Annotated in this window: 23 protein-coding genes; 11 read left to right on the top strand and 12 right to left on the bottom strand. The window is 39.5% G+C overall.

The features are described 5' to 3' along the window. Positions 1-39: 39 nt before the first annotated feature. The 6 genes from porD to IL356_RS11350 all read right to left on the bottom strand — a co-directional run bounded on the left by porD (position 40) and on the right by IL356_RS11350 (position 4,931). A complete protein-coding gene (gene porD, locus IL356_RS11325; protein WP_121848902.1) occupies positions 40-927 on the bottom strand; it encodes a type IX secretion system protein PorD in 888 nt (295 codons plus the stop codon). After that, positions 920-2,125, bottom strand: coding sequence for a bifunctional phosphopantothenoylcysteine decarboxylase/phosphopantothenate--cysteine ligase CoaBC (gene coaBC, locus IL356_RS11330; RefSeq protein ID WP_121848901.1), 1,206 nt, complete (start codon positions 2,123-2,125; stop codon positions 920-922). Before coaBC ends, porD begins: the two co-directional genes overlap by 8 nt. Before the next feature lie 4 nt (positions 2,126-2,129). Continuing rightward, positions 2,130-2,462: a DNA-directed RNA polymerase subunit omega gene (locus IL356_RS11335; RefSeq protein WP_192466546.1), complete on the bottom strand. Its 333-nt coding sequence runs from the start codon at positions 2,460-2,462 to the stop codon at positions 2,130-2,132. Positions 2,463-2,474: 12 nt separating this feature from the next. Then, positions 2,475-3,302 (bottom strand): outer membrane protein assembly factor BamD, encoded by an 828-nt coding sequence (locus IL356_RS11340; protein WP_225621470.1) that lies wholly within the window; start codon positions 3,300-3,302, stop codon positions 2,475-2,477. Positions 3,303-3,504: 202 nt separating this feature from the next. Then, entirely contained in the window at positions 3,505-4,398 is an 894-nt protein-coding gene (gene dapA, locus IL356_RS11345) for a 4-hydroxy-tetrahydrodipicolinate synthase (protein WP_121848899.1), read from the bottom strand. Next, positions 4,398-4,931, bottom strand: coding sequence for a DUF6913 domain-containing protein (locus IL356_RS11350; RefSeq protein WP_121848898.1), 534 nt, complete (start codon positions 4,929-4,931; stop codon positions 4,398-4,400). Before IL356_RS11350 ends, dapA begins: the two co-directional genes overlap by 1 nt. Before the next feature lie 98 nt (positions 4,932-5,029). Between IL356_RS11350 and IL356_RS11355 the strand changes: the two genes are divergently transcribed. Further along, positions 5,030-5,803 carry a 5'-nucleotidase C-terminal domain-containing protein gene (locus IL356_RS11355; protein WP_121848897.1) on the top strand — a complete coding sequence of 258 codons (774 nt, stop codon included), beginning with the start codon at positions 5,030-5,032 and terminating at the stop codon, positions 5,801-5,803. Beyond that, positions 5,803-6,711, top strand: coding sequence for a bifunctional metallophosphatase/5'-nucleotidase (locus IL356_RS11360; RefSeq protein WP_121848896.1), 909 nt, complete (start codon positions 5,803-5,805; stop codon positions 6,709-6,711). The genes IL356_RS11355 and IL356_RS11360 overlap by 1 nt, the downstream gene beginning before the upstream one ends. A 23-nt stretch (positions 6,712-6,734) precedes the next feature. On the opposite strand, the gene IL356_RS11365 is transcribed toward IL356_RS11360, so the two are convergent. Beyond that, positions 6,735-7,037 carry a hypothetical protein gene (locus tag IL356_RS11365; protein WP_121848895.1) on the bottom strand — a complete coding sequence of 101 codons (303 nt, stop codon included), beginning with the start codon at positions 7,035-7,037 and terminating at the stop codon, positions 6,735-6,737. 66 nt (positions 7,038-7,103) lie between these two features. On the opposite strand from IL356_RS11365, the gene IL356_RS11370 reads away from it, so the two are divergent. Together IL356_RS11370 and IL356_RS11375 are read left to right on the top strand one after the other, a co-directional pair. Continuing rightward, complete coding sequence (locus tag IL356_RS11370) at positions 7,104-8,324, top strand: hypothetical protein (protein WP_162987884.1); 1,221 nt, start codon at positions 7,104-7,106, stop codon at positions 8,322-8,324. A 93-nt stretch (positions 8,325-8,417) separates the two neighbouring features. Beyond that, complete coding sequence (locus IL356_RS11375) at positions 8,418-8,585, top strand: lmo0937 family membrane protein (protein WP_121848893.1); 168 nt, start codon at positions 8,418-8,420, stop codon at positions 8,583-8,585. Positions 8,586-8,656: 71 nt separating this feature from the next. On the opposite strand, the gene ligA is transcribed toward IL356_RS11375, so the two are convergent. Both ligA and prmC read right to left on the bottom strand, forming a co-directional pair. Then, complete coding sequence (gene ligA / locus IL356_RS11380) at positions 8,657-10,654, bottom strand: NAD-dependent DNA ligase LigA (RefSeq protein WP_121848892.1); 1,998 nt, start codon at positions 10,652-10,654, stop codon at positions 8,657-8,659. Positions 10,655-10,700: 46 nt separating this feature from the next. Further along, on the bottom strand, positions 10,701-11,555 hold the full coding sequence (gene prmC, locus IL356_RS11385) for a peptide chain release factor N(5)-glutamine methyltransferase (RefSeq protein WP_121848891.1): 855 nt from the start codon (positions 11,553-11,555) through the stop codon (positions 10,701-10,703). Between the two features lie 90 nt (positions 11,556-11,645). Between prmC and ribD the strand changes: the two genes are divergently transcribed. The 4 genes from ribD to IL356_RS11405 are packed head-to-tail and all read left to right on the top strand — an operon-like array spanning position 11,646 to position 14,775. Next, positions 11,646-12,698: a bifunctional diaminohydroxyphosphoribosylaminopyrimidine deaminase/5-amino-6-(5-phosphoribosylamino)uracil reductase RibD gene (gene ribD, locus IL356_RS11390; protein ID WP_121848890.1), complete on the top strand. Its 1,053-nt coding sequence runs from the start codon at positions 11,646-11,648 to the stop codon at positions 12,696-12,698. Next, entirely contained in the window at positions 12,691-13,296 is a 606-nt protein-coding gene (locus IL356_RS11395) for an HAD family hydrolase (protein ID WP_121848889.1), read from the top strand. Before ribD ends, IL356_RS11395 begins: the two co-directional genes overlap by 8 nt. 1 nt (position 13,297) lies before the next feature. Then, a complete protein-coding gene (locus tag IL356_RS11400; RefSeq protein ID WP_121848888.1) occupies positions 13,298-14,164 on the top strand; it encodes a DMT family transporter in 867 nt (288 codons plus the stop codon). Then, on the top strand, positions 14,164-14,775 hold the full coding sequence (locus IL356_RS11405; protein WP_121848887.1) for an IMPACT family protein: 612 nt from the start codon (positions 14,164-14,166) through the stop codon (positions 14,773-14,775). Before IL356_RS11400 ends, IL356_RS11405 begins: the two co-directional genes overlap by 1 nt. A gap of 19 nt (positions 14,776-14,794) precedes the next feature. On the opposite strand, the gene IL356_RS11410 is transcribed toward IL356_RS11405, so the two are convergent. Further along, positions 14,795-15,190 (bottom strand): acyl-CoA thioesterase, encoded by a 396-nt coding sequence (locus IL356_RS11410; RefSeq protein WP_121848886.1) that lies wholly within the window; start codon positions 15,188-15,190, stop codon positions 14,795-14,797. 206 nt (positions 15,191-15,396) lie between these two features. Here IL356_RS11410 and dnaA point away from each other — a divergent pair, with 206 nt between their 5' ends. Genes dnaA through IL356_RS11425 form a run of 3 tightly spaced genes read left to right on the top strand, consistent with a single transcriptional unit; the run spans position 15,397 to position 18,011 of the window. Beyond that, on the top strand, positions 15,397-16,821 hold the full coding sequence (gene dnaA / locus IL356_RS11415) for a chromosomal replication initiator protein DnaA (protein WP_121848885.1): 1,425 nt from the start codon (positions 15,397-15,399) through the stop codon (positions 16,819-16,821). 23 nt (positions 16,822-16,844) lie between these two features. Continuing rightward, positions 16,845-17,273, top strand: coding sequence for a low molecular weight protein-tyrosine-phosphatase (locus IL356_RS11420; protein ID WP_121848884.1), 429 nt, complete (start codon positions 16,845-16,847; stop codon positions 17,271-17,273). A gap of 15 nt (positions 17,274-17,288) precedes the next feature. After that, complete coding sequence (locus IL356_RS11425; protein WP_121848883.1) at positions 17,289-18,011, top strand: SAM-dependent methyltransferase; 723 nt, start codon at positions 17,289-17,291, stop codon at positions 18,009-18,011. Positions 18,012-18,081: 70 nt separating this feature from the next. Here the strand turns inward: IL356_RS11425 and IL356_RS11430 are convergent, their stop codons facing one another. Continuing rightward, the gene (locus tag IL356_RS11430; RefSeq protein ID WP_121848882.1) at positions 18,082-18,711 is read right to left on the bottom strand and encodes a hypothetical protein; all 630 of its coding nucleotides are present in this window, start codon (positions 18,709-18,711) and stop codon (positions 18,082-18,084) included. Positions 18,712-18,856: 145 nt separating this feature from the next. Next, positions 18,857-19,900 (bottom strand): endolytic transglycosylase MltG, encoded by a 1,044-nt coding sequence (mltG, locus tag IL356_RS11435; protein ID WP_121848881.1) that lies wholly within the window; start codon positions 19,898-19,900, stop codon positions 18,857-18,859.

The following is a 19,900-nucleotide window of genomic DNA, read 5'->3' on the forward strand; positions in this document are numbered from 1 at the left end:
GCGGCCACAAAGATAATTCATAAAAACGAACGGAAAGAATCAGTATTTTATGTCGTTCCAAGTACTGGAATATAGAGGCGCTACCCTATTCAAGGTTTCTTTTAACTGAACAATATCCACTTTAGGTCCGTCGGAAAAAATATTCTGTATTTCCTCAGACTTGGCATCAAAAAAGGTTTGAATCAAAAATGCGTTGGGCCTCCTTTTGATCATGGTCTCAAACAGCTTCATCGTACCAGCTATAACCTGCTTGCCGGTACTGTTATTATCGCCAAGAATATCAAGACCCTTTCGGTGGTAGTTGTACATCGCTATTCGATATTCGCGATAGGTGTTAGAAAGGAGGTTATCGACCAACTCAAAACGACTACGATCCGTATTTTGATCCCATCCGGAATAACTGGTGCCTTGGGCCTGTGTTGTAATCTGTTGGGCCTTTCTAAAATGCTCGGTACCGCCTTCTAAGGAGAAGGTGTCGGCGTCTAGACCAAGAATAACATACACGTAATAGGAAATTACGCCCACCAAATTCGATTCAAAAACATTTTCGTTCAGTACCAATGGCTGAAACTCTATGTATTCAAAATTGAACTGACCGTCTTTGTAATTAAAAACCGGACTGTCGTAAGAGGTATTGTAAACAGGTCTTGAAGATTGAATTTGAATGTTTCCCTCAAATCGGTTTGATTCAAAATTCGTAATGGTAATGAACATTTGTGCATTGACCTTTTCATTTTCCTTGACTTTACGATTCGTCCATTTATTCTTATTGACAAAGTCGTTCAAAGAACGTTCTAAAGTTTTAAAAATCTGTTGATTAGTTTGAGATACCTGATCCGCATTGACTGTTATCAGACAATTCAATTCTTGTGAATGAGAAACCCCACCACAGACCAAAAAAAGTATTATCAATAGAATATTACGCATGATATCGCTTCAAGATTTCTGCAAAAATGTCATTCGCCACCTCTGACTTGCTCTTTAACTGAAACGTTTTTATCTCGAAATTCTTATCTATAAAAGTAATTTTGTTGGTATCATGGCCAAAGCCTGCCCCTGAGTCGTTAAGAGAGTTGAGAACGATGGCATCTAGGTTTTTTCTTTGCAATTTACCCTTGGCATTCTCAACTTCGTTTTCAGTCTCTAGGGCAAAGCCCAATAAATACTGGTTCTTTTTCTGCTCCCCTAAGGATGCTAAAATATCTTTCGTCTTAACCATTTTAATGACCAAACCATCATCTTTCTTTTTGATTTTCTGGTCAGCTACTTCACTTGGCCGATAATCTGCTACCGCAGCTGCACAAATAGCGATATCAACATCTTCATAAAATTGATGCACCATAGCATACATTTCTTCGGCGGAAACTACTCTATGTAATTGAACATTACTATGCTGCACGCTTAAATTCGTAGGGCCAGATATCAAGATTACTTGGGCACCCAGTTGAGCTGCGACGCTGGCCAATTCAAACCCCATTCTGCCAGAAGCATGATTACCCACAAAGCGTACCGGATCGATAGCCTCATACGTGGGGCCTGCGGTAATTAGAACTTTTTTACCTGATAGAGCTAGCCCTTTGACTAAATATTGCTCAATAAAATCTAAGATTTCTTCGGGTTCGGCCATTCTACCCTCACCATGTAAACCACTTGCTAATTCACCCGAAGCAGCAGGTATCATAACATTACCAAAAGATTTTAGCTTTTCAAAAGAACTCTTGGTCGATGGGTGTTTATACATATCCAAATCCATGGCGGGAGCAAAAAATACCGGACATTTAGCGGACAAATAGGTTGCCAAAAGCAGATTATCGCAGGTGCCATATGCCATTTTTGACAATGTATTGGCCGTTGCCGGGGCTATAATCATATAATCTGCCCATAGACCCAATTCTACATGATTGTTCCAATCTATTTCTCCATCCTCATCATGAACGAAAGAAGTTAACACCGGATTCTTGGATAAAGTGGCCAAGGTAAGTGGAGAAACAAAAGAGCTGGCGCTATCCGTTAAAATGACTTTAACGTTAGCGCCAGCTTTTATAAGTAAACGAACAAGAAAAGTGGTTTTGTAAGCGGCAATCCCTCCGGTAATGCCTAAAAGGATATTTTTACCGCCTAACATAGGTCTACCTTTCTTTTTCTGTGTTTCTATGGTAGATTTTGTCGTTCAACCACTCTTCTACTGCCAAAGCATGTGGTTTAGGAAGCTTTTCATAAAACTTAGAAACCTCAATTTGCTCTTTGTTCTCGAAAACTTCTTCAAGGCTATCGCTGTAAGTGGCAAACTCTTCTAATTTTTCCAAAAGCTCTTTTTTGATTTCGGAATTGATTTGAACCGCACGTTTTGAAGCAATAGAGATAGCCTCATATATATTGTCGGTTTTTAGATCAAAATCGTTTCTATTGATAGTAGTGGTAGAAACCGGTGCCTTTGAATTTTTCAAATCGTTCATGTTCATGGTTACAATGATTTATTTCGCTGCTTTTTCTTGGGCAACAAAGCCCAACAATTGTTTGTCTATTTTCTCCAGAAGGGCATCTGCTTTATCGGCATATTTTGTTTCCGGATATTGTTTTTTTAATGTGGCGTAATACTCTTTAGCCTCCTTTAACCTTGGCTGCTGTAATACCTCAAAACTATTCAAGGCGTAATGTGAAGCTGATTCAAATCGGTAGTACATCGCGTCTTCCCTAAAGATAGAACCCGGATAATCAGAGATAAAGTTATCGAAAGCTGCCACCGCCGGTGTCAAGAAAGTGAAATCGAACTCACCTATTTTATTGAACTGCTTGGCAATTTCATAGGCTTTTTTCTCCTTTTTCGTTGTCAATTCTTTGGCCATAGCATTGGCCTCATTGAAATATTCTGAATCAGGGTATGCGTTGATGAAGTTTTGCAACTTGGCAAGTGCCTTATCGGTATCGGTCTGATCAAGCGAATACCGGGGAGAGAGTTCAAAATAACTTTTGGCCCCGTAAAAAGATGCCTCTATTACCTTATCACTTTTAGGATATGACTTAACAAACCTTTCGAACTGGTAGCCGGCCATGTTAAAGTCTTTGCGTTGGTAGTACGTATCGGCCAAAAAGTACATCACCCTTTCACCTTGCGGCTTACCAACATATTTAGGGGCAATTTGCTCAAGAAGACGGTTGGCACGTTTCATATCGCCTTCATCATAAAACTGTTGTGCCAAATCATATTTGGCCTTTACATCATCATTCTTAAGCACCTTTTGGTACTCACTACATGAAAAAAGGCAAAGGCTAACAATTAAAATAGGGGCTAACAGTCTCATTTTAAAAAACATTTTGCAAAATTACGTATTCCCAACGGATTTAAAAAACAAAAAATAAGCTCCGAAAATAGAGGAAACCAATCTTCAACACAACGCTTTTGGGGAAGATTTAACAACCAAACGAAAAAACCAACAGACGTATTTTCAACAATACGTTAAATTAAATGGTCAAAAATTAAAAACGAGATTGTTTTTCGAACAATTAACCTGCAGTAACCTTCATAAAAGGCTTTACGAACGAGCGTATTTTTTCTTTTAATGGCTTGGTCGCTTCTACCAATGGCAACCGAACCGCCGCTTTTGAAAGTTGTAAAGCTTCAAAAATAGCTTTGATACCTGCAGGGTTACCTTCTTGAAAAATAAGTTCCATACCCTCTTGCATTGCGTAGTGATAGCGATAGGCTTCTTCGACATCCCCATTTAATCCGGCACGAATCATTTGTGAAAACTCAACGGGCAAACCTTGGCCCAAAACAGAAATGACACCCGAACCTCCCGCCAAAACTGTAGAAAGAGCCGTAATATCATCCCCTGAGATGACTTGAAAACCTTGAGGACAAGACTTAATCAGCTCTTGAACCTGCAACATATTACCGGCAGCTTCTTTAATGGCAACAATATTTGTTGAATCGTTGGCCAACCTTACTACGGTAGACGGTAACATATTACTACCCGTTCTACCTGGAACATTATAAAGTATAATAGGCTTGGGCGATGCATTGGCAATGGCCATGAAATGCTGATATATACCTTCTTGGGTAGGTTTGTTGTAATAGGGCGACACGGAAAGAACAGCCTCAAAATCGGTGAGGTCCAATGTTTTTAATTCTTCTATGACGGCATAGGTATTGTTCCCACCGACACCCACTACCAAAGGCACCCTACCTGCATTGGCAATAGTAACGGTATCCATTACCAATTGCTTTTCGGACTTGGTCAAGGTAACCGACTCTCCCGTAGTACCCAACACCACCAAATATTCAACACCGCCATCGATGCAGTAATTGACAATTTTGTGCAATGCATCGATATCTACCGATAAATCGGACTTAAAAGGCGTTATCAACGCCACCCCTGTACCAACTAACTCTTTCATCATTCAATTTCGTTTAATACCCCGAGGTATTTCTTCAGTTCAGTCTTAAAAGTTTTAAAATCGTTTAAGGGCAAATCGAGTATCAAATCATTATAGACCATGTCAACATCTTTAAAACCTGCCCTAAATCTTGCCTTGGTCTTTATACTCATCAATTGAACCAAAAGGTTCTCCTGCGTATAATAATTGACCAAAAGATCATATTCCCTACTTAAAAACTCCAACGCATAACTGTTCTCGATATTCCCGTTCCAACCCAAATCTTTATCAGAAAACACCGGGGTCGAGTAAGGCGAGTTTTTATCGTAAAAACTCTTGTAACCAATAATTTTTACAGCATTGGGCCTAAGATTATAATCTTCGACAAATTCATAAAACAAGCTGGCGTCATCAAACTGGTCTAAATCTACAATGCATCCTACAGAATGAATGCCTTTGCTTCTGTTGACCGTCGGTAGCTCTTTTGCCAATTCTTGTTTCAAAAATTTAACTCCCGAATTGTACTTGAACTTATCTTTTATTCCCTTAAACATGTACTTTTACATTTTAAATCACAACGGCCCAAATTGAGGTGTGGTATACAAATGTAAATAATCTCATCTCATATTATGGCGCTAAGATAGAACGAAATATGGGTTTAAAAATACAACATTTTGTTATATTTACAACTTTAGTGCTAGCCAGCTCCTGTAAGCACGATGTTCAGGAGCTATCAAAAATTACCGGAAAAGAACTACCGGTCGACTCTACCATTGTTCAAAATACTGCTATTGAAGATTTTGTAAAACCTTACCGCATGCGTGTTGACGAGGTTTTAGATAGTGCTTTGGCCTATGCGCCTAACATTATCTCAAAAACTGATGGCGCCCTTAACACAACCGCCGGTAATTTAATGGCAGATGTGGTTCTTTCGGAAACCAACCCTATCTTCAAGTCAAGAACAGGCTCGAACATTGACTTTGTGCTCTTGAACCATGGCGGTATTCGGTCTATGATTTCAAAAGGTGTAATTACGTCGCGTACGGCCTATGAAGTGATGCCTTTCGAAAATACTATTATTGTCGCCGAGCTCACCGGAAAATCAGTCAATGACCTTGTATCTTTTTTAAGGGATTCGGGTCGGGCACACCCAATTGCAGGGTTGCAGATTACACTGAACCACGACGGAACTATCAATAAAGTCTTGATACAGGGCAAACCATTGGATAAAAATCGCACTTATAATGTGGCCACTTCCAACTATCTAATATCTGGAGGTGACCAGATGAACTTTTTTAAGGAAGCCATTAAAACAACCGATACCGATTATCTCATACGCAATGCCATGATCGACTACTTTAAGAAGGTAGATACGGTCGCCCCATTGGTCGACGACCGGTTCATAAAACTAGAAATAGGAAATTAATGGAAAGACGCACATTCATTAAAAAAACGGGAGCTTCAACGGCTTTTTTAGGTCTAGGAGGTCTTTCACTACAATCTTGTAGTAAAGAAATAAGGCATATCACCATACTGCACACCAACGATGTACATAGCCACATAGACACATTCCCCAGTTCTCATTCTCGTTACGCAAATTTAGGCGGCGTGGCCAAACGGGCTTCTTTAGTGAGTTCCATACGAAATGAAAACCCCAACACTTTACTTTTGGATGCGGGTGATATTTTTCAGGGCACCCCCTATTTTAATTTCTATGGAGGCGAACTGGAGTTTAAGCTAATGAGTATGCTCAAATACGATGCCGCTACTATAGGTAATCATGATTTTGACAACGGTATCGACGGTCTGCTAGCACAAATGCCACATGCAGATTTTGAGTTGCTATCGGCAAATTATGATTTTAAAAATACGGTGATGGATGCCCATGTAAAGCCCTACAAAGTTTTTATGATCGATGGTATCAAAGTAGGTGTGTATGGTCTGGGCATTGAGCTTGACGGACTGGTAACCAAAAAACTATATAAAGAGACCCAATATTTAGACCCCTTTGAAATTGCACAGGATACTGAAAGTGTTTTAAAGAATGAAAAGGGCTGTGATTTGGTCATTTGTCTCTCTCACCTCGGCTACGATTACCAATCAAAAACGAAACCAAGCGATTTAATCTTGGCATCAAAAACGAGTTATACCGATTTGATTATCGGGGGGCACACCCATACCTTTTTAGAAAAGCCGACTGTGACCCAAAATAAAATAGGTAAGGACGTTTTGGTGAACCAAGTGGGCTGTTTCGGAATCAACCTAGGAAGGATTGATTTCTACTTTGATCAGCTGAAAAACAGCCAATCGGAAGGCGTAACCATTACGGTATAAAACTTCTTAAAGAAAAGTTACGTTTAATTTTTAAGCACAAACTCCGTGATCTGTTGAAGTTCTTCTTTCAAAGTCAGGTTGCAATAAGGCTTACCTGCCATTCTGTACCAATAGCCGGCATTGAACTTATCCCCTTCTACCCGATGTAGATACGCATGGATCCAACTGCCCAGATTGGTATGCATTTCTTGGGCAATGTCATGTGAAGCATCCCATTCATCTTTACCTGCAAACCATAGTGCTCTCAAGGCATCTGGCCAAGCACTTTCTGGTCGGTCTTCTGTAAAGGTAGATTCGAACTCTTCGTAAGTTAATTGCTGAGACATGAAATTTGGTTATGATGAAAAATACAAAATTACCTATTTTCACCTAAAATATCCTAACCTTTAGAAGTGGCACTATTAAAACCTATTTTAAGTCATAAATTGTTTCCTTATGGTTTAGCGTTGCTGCTTACTTTGTCTGTTTTGGGCCTTCATATGCTTCCGAGTATGGATAGTATGTTGAACGAGAACAACACCCGAATATCCCACGTTTTCTTAAAATCTCAAATTGACTATCATAATGAATTGCCACCCTTTGCCAGAAGACCTTTAACCACTTTTTTAATGAAGGGCACCTCTTCTATATTTAATATCAAGGCAGGATATTCTTTTATCTTCATCAATTTTTCTCTTCTCTTTCTAAGTGCCATACTTCTATACCAATTATCCCTATTGATTCTTTCCGAGAGAAAACTGGCCCTATTTAACATATTGGCTTACTACCTATCATTTTCAATTGTATTCGCATTTTTTCCACCGGTATTCTCCTATGACGAACCCTTGCAATACTGCCTACTATTTGCAGCTTTGATTACCTGGATTCGGAAAAGGAACTTAATTTTTATTTTGCTTTTTACGCTGGCCATCATTTCTAGGGAAACCAGCTTATTTCTAATTCCCGCTCTTTGGATCTTTCAACCCGGAAAAAATGAGCAGATTAAGCCTTTGGGGAAACAGTACCTTAAAACTGGCCTGATACTTTTAGTTCCAATTTTAGTCTACGCCATTTATCTATCCGTCTTTCTGCACTACAATCAATTGATGGATGAAACCAGTAGCGAGATGGCGAGTAGATATTCTTGCTTTCTTGAAAATTTTGAAGATTTAAAAAATTCCGTTGAATCTTTCACCTCTCTTTATTTGGGGCTAATCGTTTTTCTACTTTTCACCATCATACGCACCTTAAAGTTGGGTATAAACCAAGTGGATCGTAAATTTTTATATGCTTTTTGGTTGACAGCCATTATAAACACACCCATTGTTATTCTTACGGCATTTGCTCGTGAAACAAGGCTTTTTGCGTTACCAATGATTTTTCTTTGGCCTGTGTTTTCATCCCTATTTAAAGTAAGTTCTTTTAAATGGCCAAAACAATGGCCAATCAACAAGTTGGGCTCCATTATACTATCATTGCTCACACTAATTAATATTTGGTACAGCTTCTTTTATTACCAGAAGTTTAGCCTTAGCGCCAACACTTTTTACAAAGAATATTTGTTTATAATCAACCTCTTACTACACTTATACTTTACGGCACAATTTTTTCCAAAAACGGAAAGAGCTAAATAGCAACAATCGATTTGTGCTATTATTTTTTTGAATAGCACTCACCTTAAAAGCTCAGTCACAGTAATTTGGCTCCGAATCCTAAAACACAAAATTATGAGAGGTCTTCTTTGGCTAGTAGCTGTTATCTGCATTATAGTATGGCTACTAGGAATGCTTGGCGTAGTACCAGGTATGGGAACAAGCAGTTTAGTACACGTTTTAATAGTAATTGCCGTTGTGGTAATTCTCTACAATATCATATCAGGGAGAAAACCACTTTAAAAAGTTTTACCCCCGAAAAAAAGAGAAGGTCAAGCATTTGCTTGACCTTTTTAATTTTATGCACTTCAGCTTCACTTGATCAGCGCCATGAATTCTTGCTCCGATATAATAGGCACCCCAAGATTTTCTGCCTTCGTTCGCTTACTGGGCCCCATTTTATCGCCCGCCACCAAATAGGAGGTTTTTGAAGAAATGCTAGAACCTACTTTTCCGCCGTTGTCTTCTATCATTTTTTTAAGTTCATCACGACTTACGGTCTCAAAAACACCGGATACTACAACGGACATTCCCTTTAATTTATCAGTTTGATTTTCTAACTGTTCTTCCGACAAGGAAAATTGCACCCCAAAACTCTTTAATCTATTGACAATCTCGACATTCTTCTCATTTTCAAAAAACTCAACCACCGAATGGGCTATACGCTCACCAATTTCATTGATTGCAACCAAATCGGCAACAGGGGCGGCCATCAGGTTATCAATATTCTTATAGGCTTTCGCTAACTTTTTAGCTACGGTCTCGCCTACAAATCGAATGCCCAATGCAAAGAGAACACGCTCAAAGGGAATAGCGACCGAAGCCTTGATTCCATTAATTAAGTTATCTGCCGATTTTTCGGCCATGCGTTCTAAAGGAAGAACTTCTTCTTTGGTAAGGGTATACAAATCGGCATAATTGGTAATAAGACCTTCTTTGAACAACAACTCCACGGTTTCTCCACCGAGTCCTTCTATATCCATAGCCTTTCTGGAAATAAAGTGTTGGATTCTTCCGGTAATTTGGGGTGGACAGCCGTAATAATTCGTGCAGTAATGTTTGGCATCTCCTTCGGTACGAACGAGCTCTGTACCACATTCGGGACAATTTTCAATATACTTGGTCGGTTGGGAATCTTCAGGTCTTTGAGTAAAATCAACACCTACTATTTTCGGTATAATTTCTCCTCCCTTTTCAACAAAAACAGTATCCCTTTCCCGAATATCATATTTGGCTATTTGATCCTCATTATGCAATGAAGCTCTTTTGACGGTTGTACCTGCCAAAAGTACCGGTTCAAGGTTAGCTACCGGAGTTATTGAGCCGGTACGCCCCACTTGGTAAGTGATTTCATGTAAAACGGTAGACACCTGTTCGGCCTTAAACTTATACGCCATGGCCCATCGTGGAGACTTAGAGGTAAAACCAAGTTCTTCTTGCTGTTGAATGCTGTTTACCTTGACCGCTACCCCATCGGTTTCATACGGAAGATCATGACGGTGCGTATCCCAATAATTCACAAACTCCAAAACCTCGCTGGTCGAAGTACATAATTTGGCAATAGAAGGTACTTTAAACCCCCACTCCCTAGCCTTCTCTAGCATCTGCCACTGCGATTCAATACCGGTATCAGGCCCAACAATGCCATAGAGAAGACAGTCTAACGGCCTTTTGGCCACCAATGCACTATCCTGCAATTTTAAACTTCCCGATGCCGTATTTCTAGGATTCATATAGGGCTCTTCGCCATTTTCGATACGTTCTGCATTCATTTGCGCAAACCCCTCGAAAGGCAACACTATTTCGCCCCGAATATCAAATTTCTCAGGGTAAGCACCTTTCAATTGCAAAGGAACCGATTTTATCGTTTTTACATTGGTCGTTACATCATCACCTTGAAAGCCGTCTCCTCGTGTTATGGCCTTTGTTAAAGACCCTTTTTCATAGGTAAGACTAATGGAGGCACCATCATATTTTAACTCACAGGTAAACTCTACCTTATCATCACCTAGAATGCGTTGTATTCTTTTTTCCCAATCTTCAAGGTCTTCTTTCGAGTACGAATTATCCAATGAATACATTCGAACATTGTGTACGACCGTATCAAAATTCTTGGTAATCTCACCCCCTACCCTTAAGCTGGGGGATGAAGCGTCATAAAATTCAGGATGCTGAGATTCGAGTTCTTGAAGTTGCTTGAGCTTCATATCAAAATCGTAATCTGAAATGGTAGGGTTATCAAGCACATAGTAATTATAATTATGCTCTCGAAGCTCTTTTCTTAGACTCTCTATTTTTTCTTTCACTTGAATACTCTTTTGTTTATTCTAAGTATGTTTTATGACTCTATTTTCAATTCTAATCTTTCCAAACTGCTTTGACCATACGGTCATTGCCGTACATATCTTTTCGAAGTTCAATTTCTGAAAAATAGTTATCACCCAAAAGGCGAACCATTTCTTTTCCTAAATATTGATTAATTTCAAAGTAGAGACAACCATCTTTGACCAAATGTTTCTTTGAGAATTCAACGATTCTTGAATAAAATACTAGCGGATGATCATTTTCTACAAAAAGTGCCAAAGAGGGCTCATATTCCAGCACGTTGGCAGACATCTCTTTCTTCTCCATCTCTCTCACATAGGGCGGGTTTGATACAATGATGTCAAATTTTCTTTCTAGGGAAGGAACCTTTAAAATATCCTCTTCAAAAAAATCAACATTCACCTTATTTCCCAAGGCATTATTTTTTGCTACGGTCAATGCCTCTTTTGAGATATCCATAGCGGATATACTCCAGTCAAAATTGGTTTGCGCTAAAGCAATGGCAATACACCCGGAACCTGTACCAATATCCAAAACATTCGTTTTCCTTTCTTTATCGGTATGGTCATCTAATATCCATCGCACCAGTTCCTCCGTCTCAGGTCGTGGTATCAATACAGCTTCGTTTACCTTCAACTGCAAATCCATAAAATGAGTTACCCCGGTAATATATTGAACGGGGCATTTTAACTTCAACTTGCTTAAGGCTTCAAAAAGTGGCTGCTCTTCTTCTTTCGTCAATGAAAGATTGGGCTGTAAGGCCAAGATAAACCTTTCAAGACCGAGATAATGTTCAATCAAAATGTAGAAAAAACTGTTGGTCTCGTCTTTTGGGTATAGTCTATCCAATTCTTTATGAAAGATACTTTTGATTTCTCTTAATAGCATAATATCTCTTTCTGAATACCTTATATTGTAAAGAAGAGTTGAAACAAAACGGAAGCCTAAGGCCTAAGAATAAAATTCTATTTTTACGGTGTGAATATACATAGAAAATACATGTTGCGATGTTTACAAATCGCAAATAACGGGCTAGGTTCTACCGCTCCTAATCCCATGGTCGGTTGTGTTATCGTTGTCGACCAAAGAATAATTGGTGAGGGGTTTACCAGTGCCTATGGCGGGCCGCATGCAGAAGTTAATGCGATCAACTCCGTATGTGATAAGACCTTACTAGAAAAGGCGACATTGTATGTTACTCTTGAACCATGCTCCCACTTTGGTAAAACCCCACCTTGTGCCGATCTAATTATCAAACATTCGGTAAAAAGAGTGGTCATCGGGCTTTTAGACCCTCATGAAAAAGTGGCGGGCCAAGGTATTGAAAAACTTAAATCTGCCGGTATTGAAGTAGTGACCAATGTTATGGAAGCTGAATGTAGGGAACATCATAAACGCTTCTTGACCTTTCAAGAAAAAAAGAGGCCATACATTATTCTAAAATGGGCGCAAACATTAAATGGCTATATAGCCCCCACTAAAGAAATGAGATCAGAAAATCCGGAACCTTTTTGGATTACCGACTCTTATTCAAAGCAATTGGTTCATCAATGGAGAAGTCAAGAACAGGGTATATTGGTCGGTACCAAAACCGTTATAGAAGACAACCCAAAACTTAGTGTAAGAGAGTGGTCGGGCAAAAATCCCGTACGATTGATTCTTGACCCAAAGTTACGAATTGACCAAGCAGCAAATGTACTTGATGATACGGTGAGAACCATCATTTTCACCGATTCTGGTAAAGGAAATAAAAATAGAAACAACACAACCTTCGTACCTATTGACTATAAAGCTGACGTGGCCGGTCAAATTTGCCGCGCGCTTCATAAAGAGAATATCATAAGCGTGCTGATTGAAGGAGGAAGCAAGACCTTACAAACCTTTATTGATAGTGGATTGTGGGATGAAGCAAGAGTTTTTACGGGCAACACTACTTTTAAAGATGGTTTAAGGGCGCCTCAATTAAGTGGTAGGCACCTATCAAAAAAACAAGTAGGTAGAGATACTTTAAACATATATAGAAATGATTAAAAATATCATATTTGATTTTGGCGATGTTTTCATTAACCTTGACAAGCAGATTGTTTACCGAGAAATGCAGAGATTAGGCGGTTCTACCCAAATGACACCGGAATTGCTCGAACTAAACAACCTTTACGAAGTGGGCCAAATCAGTACCGATCAATTTCTAGAAGGTCTTTCAATTGTTTACCCTCATGCCTCTGAAATAGAAATTAAAGAGGTCTGGAATGGAATGCTATTGGATTTTCCTGATGAGCGTTTAGAGTTCGTGGAGGCAATGGCCAAGAAATCAGAATATCGCCTGTTTCTTTTAAGCAATACCAATGCGCTGCATATTGAACATGTTGAGCAGAAAATGGGCCATGAAAAGTTCAACAGGTTCAGAAATTCGTTCGAAAAGTTCTACCTGTCCCATGAAATAAACCTCAGAAAGCCTAATGAAGATATTTATCGATTTGTTCTCGACCAAAACGAATTGAAGGCAGAAGAAACCTTCTTTATAGATGATACCAAAGAAAATACCGATGCGGCAAGCAATATGGGTATTAAATGTTGGAATCTTTTAGTGGGGCAAGAAAACTTGTTAGACTTAAATTCACGTCTGTAGAATGCTCTACCTGTGCCTTAGCGTTTTGGCTTCTAGCCTTATTTTCGTTGTTTTTAAACTTTTCGACAAATTTCAGATCAATACGCTTTATGCCATTATAACCAACTATTTCGTGGCATGCGCTGTAGGGTTATATTTTTATAAGGAAAGGGTCGACTTTGTTGAACTATCAACCATGCCTTGGTTCTATGGTACTTTCTTTTTGGGCGTATTGTTCATAGTGGTGTTCAATTTGATGGCGGCAACCGCACAGAAGGTTGGCGTAAGCGTGGCTTCGGTAGCTACCAAAATGTCCTTGGCCATTCCAGTCGTAGTGGGTGTATTTTTATATGATGAAATTCTTAGTCCTCTTAAAATAACAGGCATTCTTTTAGCTTTGGCAGCTGTTTACTTTGCTTCGATAAAAGAAGGAGGTACCAAAAATTTTGAGATAAAGGCGTTGCTGCTTCCTCTTGGTGTATTTCTGGGATCCGGAATTATTGATACCAGCCTCAAGTACGTTCAGGAGAAACACATTCAAGTTAGCCAATATCCACTATTTTCTGCAACGGTATTTGGATCGGCGGCCACCGTTGGTCTTATCATAGTTCTCTTTAATGCTTTTAAAGGCACTTTTAAATTAAATCTCAGAAATGTGCTAGGTGGTATCGCCTTGGGCATACCTAATTACTTTTCTATCTTCTTTTTACTGAAGGCACTCAAAAATGACAGTTTGAACAGCGCATCGGTATTTACTATTAATAATGTAGCAATCGTGATGTTCTCGACGCTTTTGGGAATTTGGCTTTTTAAGGAAACTATAAGCCGTAAAAATTGGATGGGTATAGGTCTAGCCGTAATCAGCATCTTATTGGTAGCTTTGTTTTAATGGAAAAGGATAAAGACACCTACCACACTATTGACGACCCAACCGAAGAGGTACTTTTTAAGGATAGAAAAAGTAAATTTTATGGCCTCGCTTTTCCGGTTAGTGATGAAGAGCAGATCAAAGAGATACTTACCGACCTACGCAAAAAGTATGCTAATGCCAACCATGTGTGCTATGCTTGGCAACTCGGAACCAAAACCATAATATATAGGGCAAACGATGATGGAGAGCCCAATAACTCTGCCGGCATGCCCATTTACGGGCAAATTCAAGCCTTCGAGGTAACCAATATTTTGATAGCGGTGATAAGATTCTTTGGTGGTACCAAGTTAGGGGTCGGCGGGCTCATATCGGCCTATAGAACGGCCGCCCAACAGACTTTGAACAGTGCAAAAATTGTTGAGAAGATTATCACGGTCAGGTTTAGCCTTCAATTTGGCTACCCCCAACTGGATATTGTAATGCGTACCATCAAGCAAAACGGTTTCGAAATAGTTTCACAAGAAATGCACCTAGATTGCCAACTGACCATTCAAGTAAGAGAAAAAGAGGCAGACCGCTTACAAGAATATTTTGAGGGTTTGCAGGGCATCGAAATAAAACCTATCTGAAATAAACCTTTCGGTCTAATCACGCTATCTTTTCAAGAATATAATCGGGGCATTTTACAGGTTTTTTAGTCTTGGTATCCAAAAAGGCCAAAACAGTATTTCCTAAAGCTAAAATTTCACCTGTTTCATTATATATTTTATAGTCAAATTCTATCTTGACCAAGGGTCTCTTTTTGAGTTGTGTTTCGACCGTAATGAGGTCATCATAAACAGCTGATTTTTTGTAATCTATGCTCAAAGAAATTACGGGCAACATAATTCCGTTTTCTTCCATCTCTTTGTAGGAAATTCCCAACCCCCTCAACCACTCTACCCTTCCCATCTCCATATATTGCGGGTAATTCCCGTGGTACACCACACCCATTTGATCAGTTTCACCATAACGAACACGGAAAGAAATTCTGTTAAAATCCATTGAATATTGACTAAAAACTATATATTTAAATGATTTCGATTTTAGTGTTGAACATGAGAAAAAAAAAGGTCAAATTCAATAGAGTTTCAATTTTTTTTTTAGCTTTTTTGTTCACATATTTGCCCCACTAAGAAAGTACGGTTTTTCCCCTTGTATTTTCCACCGACTTAGAAATCACTAACCGACAAAATAAGAGAAACTTTAAAATGGGTGTTACTGCTAATTCCGTTTGGAAAAATTGTTTGGCTTTTATTAAAGATAATATCCAACCGCAGGCATTCAAAACTTGGTTCGAGCCCATTAAGCCCATTAAGCTTTCCGACAACGCCCTGAGTATTCAAGTACCCAGTAAATTCTTTTATGAATGGCTTGAAGAACACTATGTGAAATTGTTGAAAGTTGCCTTGACAAAAGAGTTGGGCGAAACGGCCAAATTGGTGTACATCATCCGAATGGAGAATACCTATGGCAACAAAGAGCCATTTACCGAAAAAATACCCAGTACCAATCGCGGAAACATGGGCCCTCAGGAAATGGATGTGCCGATCAAGTCAAAAAATCCTGAACTTAAGAACCCATTCGTTATACCTGGTATTCGAAACATTAAAATTGAATCTCAGTTAAATCCGAATTATAACTTTGATAACTTTTTAGAGGGTGACTCTAACCGATTGGCACGATCCGCGGGTATGGCGGTTGCCAATAAACCGGGAGGCACCTCTTTTAATCCATTATTGGTTTTTGGCGGGGTCGGTCTTGGTAAAACACACTTGGCGCACGCCATTGGTGTCGAAATCAAAGACAAGTACCCTGAACGTACCGTTCTGTATATTTCAGCTGAGAAGTTTACACAACAATATATTGAATCGGTCAAAAAGAATACTAGAAACGATTTTATTCATTTCTATCAGCTCATCGATGTATTGATAATAGATGACGTACAATTTCTATCAGGAAAAAGCGGAACACAAGATGTATTTTTTCACATCTTCAACCACTTGCACCAAAATGGAAAACAAGTCATTCTTACTTCCGACAAGGCGCCTGTAGATATGCAAGATATTGAACAAAGGCTATTGTCAAGGTTTAAATGGGGGCTTTCAGCCGAGCTTCAAAGTCCCGATTACGAAACTAGGGTATCCATTGTCAAGAACAAGTTATACCGTGATGGTGTCGAAATGCCCGATGATATTATCGACTACGTCGCCAAGCACATAAAAACGAACGTTCGTGAACTTGAAGGCGCCATTATATCTCTTATAGCCCAATCTTCTTTTAACAAAAAGGAGGTTACCCTAGAGTTGGCCCAACAAGTTGTAGAAAAGTTCGTAAAGAATACAAAGCGTGAAGTTTCAATCGATTACATTCAAAAAGTAGTTTCCGATTATTTCGAGATGGATGTCGCTACCCTTCAGTCGAAAACCAGAAAACGCCATATTGTTCAAGCGAGGCAATTGGCAATGTTCTTTGCGAAAAAGTTTACCAAGGCTTCATTGGCAAGCATTGGTTCGCAAATCGGAAAGCGTGATCATGCCACCGTGTTACATGCTTGTAAGACGGTAGATAATTTAGCCGAAACCGATAAGCAGTTCAGAAAGTACATTGAAGATCTGACCAAAAAATTCACTTGATTTTGAAGAAGACGAAGGTCTTAATGGTATGTCTTGGCAATATTTGCAGGTCTCCATTGGCCGAAGGCATTCTACAAAGTATGGTTGACCCTGAAAAGGTCTTTGTTGATTCGGCCGGTACCGGAGGTTATCATATCGGCAACCCGCCAGACGCTCGTTCCATCGCTGTTGCTAGAAAACATTCACTGAACATCGAAAATCAACGCTGTAGACAGTTCAAAGCCCATGATTTTGCAGAATTTGATGTAATTTATGCTATGGACCAAAGTAATTACAATAACATCATGGCTTTGGCAGCATCGAAATCTGATAGGGAAAAAGTAAAGCTTCTGCTATCGGAAGTGAACGTTGGTGTGAAAGAAGTTCCTGACCCTTATTGGGATGACGATGGTTTTGAAAAAGTCTACCAACTCATCGAAAGCGCTTGCGAAGTGATTGCCGAGAAGTTGTAACCAAACTTCCTTTTTATGAACGACCAACCCAACCAACTAGGAAAACTCTACCTCATACCTACAACTCTAGGAGATAATGCCCCTTTGGAGGTTTTACCAATATCTATCAAACAAGCGGTTGAGCAAATCGATATATACATAGTCGAAAACGAAAAAACGGCTAGGCATTTCATAAAAAAAATAAGCCCTCGAAAATCACAACCCTCCCTACATATATCGGTATTGAACAAATACACCGAACCGGAACAGATACCTTTAATGCTTGAACCTTGCTTAAACGGGCAAAACGTCGGAATCATTTCGGAAGCTGGATGCCCAGGGGTAGCAGACCCCGGAGCTGATGTTGTTCGTTTGGCCCATCAAAAAAATATACAAGTGGTACCGTTGGTAGGCCCTTCCTCTATTCTTCTAGCCTTAATGGCAAGTGGTATGAACGGGCAACGATTTTCTTTCAATGGCTACTTACCTATCGATAAATTTGAAAGAAAAAATGCGATTAAACGGTTTGAAAAACTATCCAATGAATTGGGTCAATCGCAGATATTCATCGAGACTCCGTATCGCAATGATAAATTGCTGGCAGAACTTCTCAAGAACCTGAGAAATGATACTAGACTTTGTGTCGCCTGCGACATTACTTTATCGACCGAATTTATTCTGACCAAAACAGTCTCTGAATGGAAGAATGTTCAGGTAAGCCTTCATAAAAGACCTGCCATTTTTATAATTCAAGCCTAAAAAAACAAACCCCGATGCAACATCGGGGTCCGTCCATTTTCATATGTATGTAATTCTTTCTAAGGTTGTTCTAAACCCTTGGATTACGTTTCGGCACCACTTCTGATACGTCGTAACCCGAAAACTTGTGCATGTAATGCGCAATGCTGGTTCCATAGCTATCGGCAACATCAATAGTACCCCATGACCGCAAGTATTTCTTCACATTACCTGCTCCGGCCAAATGGGCCGCTGCCAATATTCCAGATTCGGTAATTACCGTTCCGTTGATTTCTTTACCAACAAAACGAGGAATATCCCGTCTAAGAATCCACTTGTTTCTTGAAATATTGGTATGGAATACCTTTTCTTGCAAAATAGGGTCGTTTAGAAAACGGGTTGCGTTGTAGACGCCCATCAGTTGCAATGTACCAATACCGAATTGGTACTTACCCAAATACCCTAGGGTGTTTGTGGTAAAATAATTACCCTGAGATTCTTTGAATGCCAAGGCTTCTTTAAAGCCAATGTACGAGCTTCCTAAAAAAGGAGGCGCCATTAACATTGTTTTTGATACGGTTTTGTTTTTGGGGAACAAAACCAAAGTAGGTTCGCTAACTTTAAGGGTTTCTGGCACTTTAACCAATGTTGGTTTAAAAGAGAAACTCAATAAAATTCCGGTAATGATTAGGGGGCTCGTGTAACTTAGCCACTTTCTCATATACTGCTTTTCCTATGACTTACGGAAAAAACACCCGCATAGATTTCACAAGGGGCAAAGTTACGCCAGTTTTAAGTTTACGTTTAGAAATCTCTGTTAAAAACCGGCTTATTTAGTTAACAAGTCTTAAAATTTGGATGAAAGGCTACCTTTTGATTTTTTGCGCATTTATCCATTGGACGTACTGCACTTTATTTCTGTTATGCTGCGCCAAGGTTTTGGCAAACTTATGGTAACCGAAATTTTCAACGTCTGCGACAAAATAGAGGTAATCATGCGTCTCAGGGTTTAACACTGCGTCTATAGCCGATATGTCGGGCATGGTAATCGGCCCTGGAGGCAACCCTGCATATTTATAGGTGTTGTACGGAGAGTCAAGCTCTAAGTCTTTGTATAAGACGCGCTTAATTACTTGGGTGAAATCGCCCGAAGACTTTTTGATGGCATAAATAACGGTAGGGTCTGCCTGTAAAAGCATGCCTCTTTTCAATCTATTAAGGTAAAGACCGGCTACCTTTGGTCGCTCATCAACCTTGGCCGTTTCTTTATGAACCAATGATGCCAACGTGGTAACTTCTTTAGGTGATAGACCTTCGGCCTTTGCTTTTTGAAGTCTTTCATTATTCCAAAAACGATCATATTCCTTGACCATTCGATCCCGAAATTCTTCACTCGAGGTGTTCCAAAAGAATTCATAACTATTGGGCAAATACATGCCCAACTTAGTCTCTTCGTTAAAGCCTTGGGCTTTAATAAACTCTTTATCTTCAAAAGCCGCTAATAATGAGAGGCTATCGGCCTCTATTTGGTTCGAGATCCTCCCGGCCAAATCGGCTAAGGTTTCTTGATTATTAAAAGAGACCTTAACGGGGATATTGTTTACACGAAGGGTATTGATAATATCATTATTGTTCATACCCTTTTTAATCGCATATTTACCGGCCTTTACATTTGAGGTATACCCTTTGCGCTTCGCCACTTGTTCAAAGGTTTCCAAGTTTTTAAGAACAGGCTGTGCTAATTCTTTCACCTCTTGAAATGTACTTCCGGTCGGAATGTACAGATAAGCTTCTTCATTATTAAAAGATGTGTTAGGAGCAAAGATGGCGTTGTAAACCATATAAGAAAATATGCCTCCGACCACCAAACCGGCCAAAACAACAAATAATAATATTCGCTTTATATACAT

This window comes from Euzebyella marina, from assembly GCF_014855515.1.
GTDB lineage: Bacteria > Bacteroidota > Bacteroidia > Flavobacteriales > Flavobacteriaceae > Euzebyella > Euzebyella marina.